This window comes from Rhizobacter sp. P2_H2 (genome assembly GCF_056403375.1).
In genome coordinates, this window is sequence record NZ_JBFUFP010000578.1 from 1 (window position 1) to 3,430 (window position 3,430).

Here is a 3,430-nt window from a genome sequence, read left to right on the forward strand (position 1 = left end):
ACCGAAGGCTCGTAGGAGCGCGCGATGCGGTCGAAGAACCAGGCATCGCCGAACGCGCTGTGAAGCAGGAACTGGCTGTCGAGCAGCCGATGACGACTCGTGTCCACGCAGGCCTCGAAGACGCAATGTTCCTCGGCGGCAAGGCCGCCGAGGCCCGGTTGAAGGGGGAGCGTCTCCGTGTGGGAGTCGTGTGCCGCATGACAGGCGGCCGGCTGGGTGGGGGCACAAGAATTCTTGTGAGCCCAGGCGGCAAAGTCTACGGAGCCGCAACGGGCCGGTCAAGCGCCCTGCGTCGAAGAGGGCTGTCAGTTCGCTGTCGCGAATCCGACCAAGGCGGGGCTTCTTGAATGCCGGCGCATGATGCGCGGCAGCTTCCATGGAGGATTCTGATGACACGCCAATTTGACGCCATCGTGATCGGCAGCGGCCAGGCCGGGCCGTTCCTCGCAGCCCGGCTGTGCGCCGCCGGCATGAAGACCGCGCTGGTCGAGCGCGAGCACCTGGGCGGCACCTGCGTCAACGACGGCTGCATCCCGACCAAGACGCTGGTGGCGAGTGCGCGCACCGCGCATGTCGCGCGCCGTGCAGCGGACTACGGCGTGGTGATCGACGGTGCGGTGCGCGTCGACATGAAGGCGGTGAAGGCGCGCAAGGATGCGATCGTCGCGCAGTCGGTGGCGTCGCTGTCGTCGTGGCTGGGCGGCATGGAGAACCTGAGCCTGCTGTGGGGGCAGGCGCGCTTCGTCGGGCCGCACCGGGTGCAGGTGGGCGACGAGGTGCTCGAGGCGCCGAAGGTCTTCATCAACGCCGGCGCGCGTCCGATCGTGCCCGACTGGCCGGGCATCGCCGACGTGCCGGTGCTGACCAACACCTCGATGATGGCGCTCGACGTCGTGCCGGAGCACCTGCTGGTGATCGGCGGCAGCTACATCGGGCTGGAGTTCGCGCAGATGCACCGCCGCTTCGGCGCGCGCGTGACGGTGCTGGAGCACGGCGGGCGCCTGGTGTCGCGCGAGGACCCGGAGGTGTCAGCGGAGGTGCGCGCGATCCTCGAGCGCGAGGGCATCGAGGTGCTGACGATGGCGCGCGATTTCTCGCTGGCCCGCGCTGCGGACGGTGCCATCCGCCTRAGCATCCTGCAGGACGGCCGGCCGCGCGAGCTCACCGGCAGCCACCTGCTGGTGGCCGTGGGCCGCCGCCCGAACACCGACGACCTCGGGCTCGAGCACGCCGGCGTGATCTGCGATGCACGCGGCTACATCGAGGTCGACGACCAGCTGCGCACCAGCGTGCCCGGGCTCTGGGCGATGGGCGACTGCAACGGCCGCGGCGCCTTCACGCACACCTCGTACAACGACCACGAGATCGTCGCCGCCAACCTGCTGGATGACGATCCGCGCCGCGTCAGCGACCGCATCCCGGCCTATGCGCTCTACATCGACCCGCCGCTCGGCCGTGTCGGCATGACCGAAGCCGAGGTGCGGGCGAGCGGGCGCGACGCGCTGGTCTGCGTGATGCCGATGACGCGTGTCGGCCGCGCGAAGGAGCGCGGCGAGACGCAGGGCTTCATGAAGGTGCTGGTGGATGCGCAGACCGAGCGCATCCTCGGTGCATCGCTGCTGTGCATCGACGGCGACGAGATCGTGCATTCGCTGCTTGACGTGATGGCGGCGAACGCACCGTACACGGTGATCGCGCGGGCGGTGCACATCCACCCGACGGTCAGCGAGCTGATCCCGACCTTGCTGCAGCAGCTGAAGCCGCTGCCGAAATGACGGAAGGAAATGAYGGAAAGAAATGAGGGAAGATTGCGCTCCCTCGAAGAACAACCAGGAGCGCAACCGATGAAGATCCGTGCCACTGCCATTGCCGCTGTTGTCACCGCAGCGGCCTCGCTCATCGCGTGCAGCACGCCAACCTCGACCGGCGGCCCCATCGACGATGCGAAGCTGCAGGACAGCATCCGCACGGTCGTCGTGATCTTTGCGGAGAACCGCGCCTTCGACAACCTGTACGGCCTGTTCCCCGGCGCCGACGGCATCCCCGGCGTGAACCCGTCGTCGCGCGGCACCTGGYAGCCGCAGACCGAGCGCGACAGCAACGTCGTGCTGCCCAAGCTGCCGCAGACCTGGGGCGGCGTCACCGCGGCGGGCCAGGCGGTGACGCTGGCACAGGGCGCGACCGCGAACCAGGACAACCGGCCGTTCCAGATCGATGCCGATGCGGGCTACCAGGGCAGCGGCGTGAAGGTCGGGCAGGACGTGATCACGCGTGACCTGTACCACCGATTCTTCGAGAACCAGATGCAGATCAACGGCGGACGCAACGACAAGTTCGCTGCCTGGGCCGATGGCGGCGGCCTGTCGCTCGGCTACTACGACGGCAGCCGGATGCGGCTGTGGCAGATCGCGCAGCAGTACGTGCTGGCCGATCGCTTCTACATGGGCGCGTTCGGCGGCTCGTTCCTGAACCACCAGTACCTGGTGTGCGCCTGCGTGCCGGTGTACCCCGATGCCGAGCAGTCGCCGGCCAAGGGCTCGATCTCGGTGGTCGACCGGCTGGCCGATGGGCGCTGGAGCGCGCGGCTGACGACGCGGCCCGACTCGCCGTCGTCGGCGATCGCCGGGCCGCCGAAGTACGTCAACAGCAGCAACCTGACGCCGGCCAATTACGCCGGCGACGGCAAGTACTACGCGGTCAACACGATGCAGCCGGCCTACCAGCCGAGCGGCGTGCCACCGGCGGCGACCGGCAGCGACCTGCTGGCCGATGCGGGCAAGGCCAACACGCTGCCGCCGCAGACGCAGGCGACGATCGGCGACATGCTCGACCGCAAGGGCGTCGACTGGGCCTGGTACGGCGGCGCGTGGAACACCGCGACCGACGAAGGCCGGCAACCGGCAGCGGTGGCGCGCAAGGTCATCTATGCGTCGCCGATCGGCTTCCAGACGCACCACCAGCCGTTCAACTACTACGCGACGGTCGACCCGACCGATCCGGCGAAGGCCGCGTACCGCAAGGCGCACCTGAAGGATTTCGACGAGAGCTTCCTGAAGGATGCGGCCGCGGGCACGCTGCCGCCGGTGACGTTCTACAAGCCGCAGGGCAACCTGAACCAGCATGCCGGCTATGCCGACGTGGCGTCGGGCGACCAGCACATCGCCGACCTGATCGCGAAGCTGCAGCAGAGCCCGCAGTGGAAGCACATGCTGGTGGTCGTGACCTACGACGAGAACGGCGGCTTCTGGGACCACGCGCCGGTGCCGAAGGGCGACATCTGGGGCCCCGGCACGCGCATCCCGGCGATCATCGTGTCGCCGTGGGCGAAGAAGGGCTTCGTCGACCACACGCCGTACGACACCGGCTCGATCCTGCGCTTCATCACGCGGCGCTGGCAGCTGGAGACGCTGCTCGGGTTGAAGATGCGCGA

At 68.7% G+C, this 3,430-nt stretch carries 2 protein-coding genes; both read left to right on the forward strand.

Annotated features, from left to right (window positions below; translation table 11 throughout):
* The first annotated feature begins 389 nt into the window (after nucleotides 1–389).
* Nucleotides 390–1,775 (forward strand): FAD-containing oxidoreductase, encoded by a 1,386-nt coding sequence (locus AC1D15_RS22805; RefSeq protein ID WP_477827763.1) that lies wholly within the window; start codon nucleotides 390–392, stop codon nucleotides 1,773–1,775.
* Between the two features lie 69 nt (nucleotides 1,776–1,844).
* A partial coding sequence (gene acpA / locus AC1D15_RS22810) for an acid phosphatase (RefSeq protein ID WP_477827764.1) occupies nucleotides 1,845–3,430 on the forward strand: 1,586 nt, incomplete at its 3' end.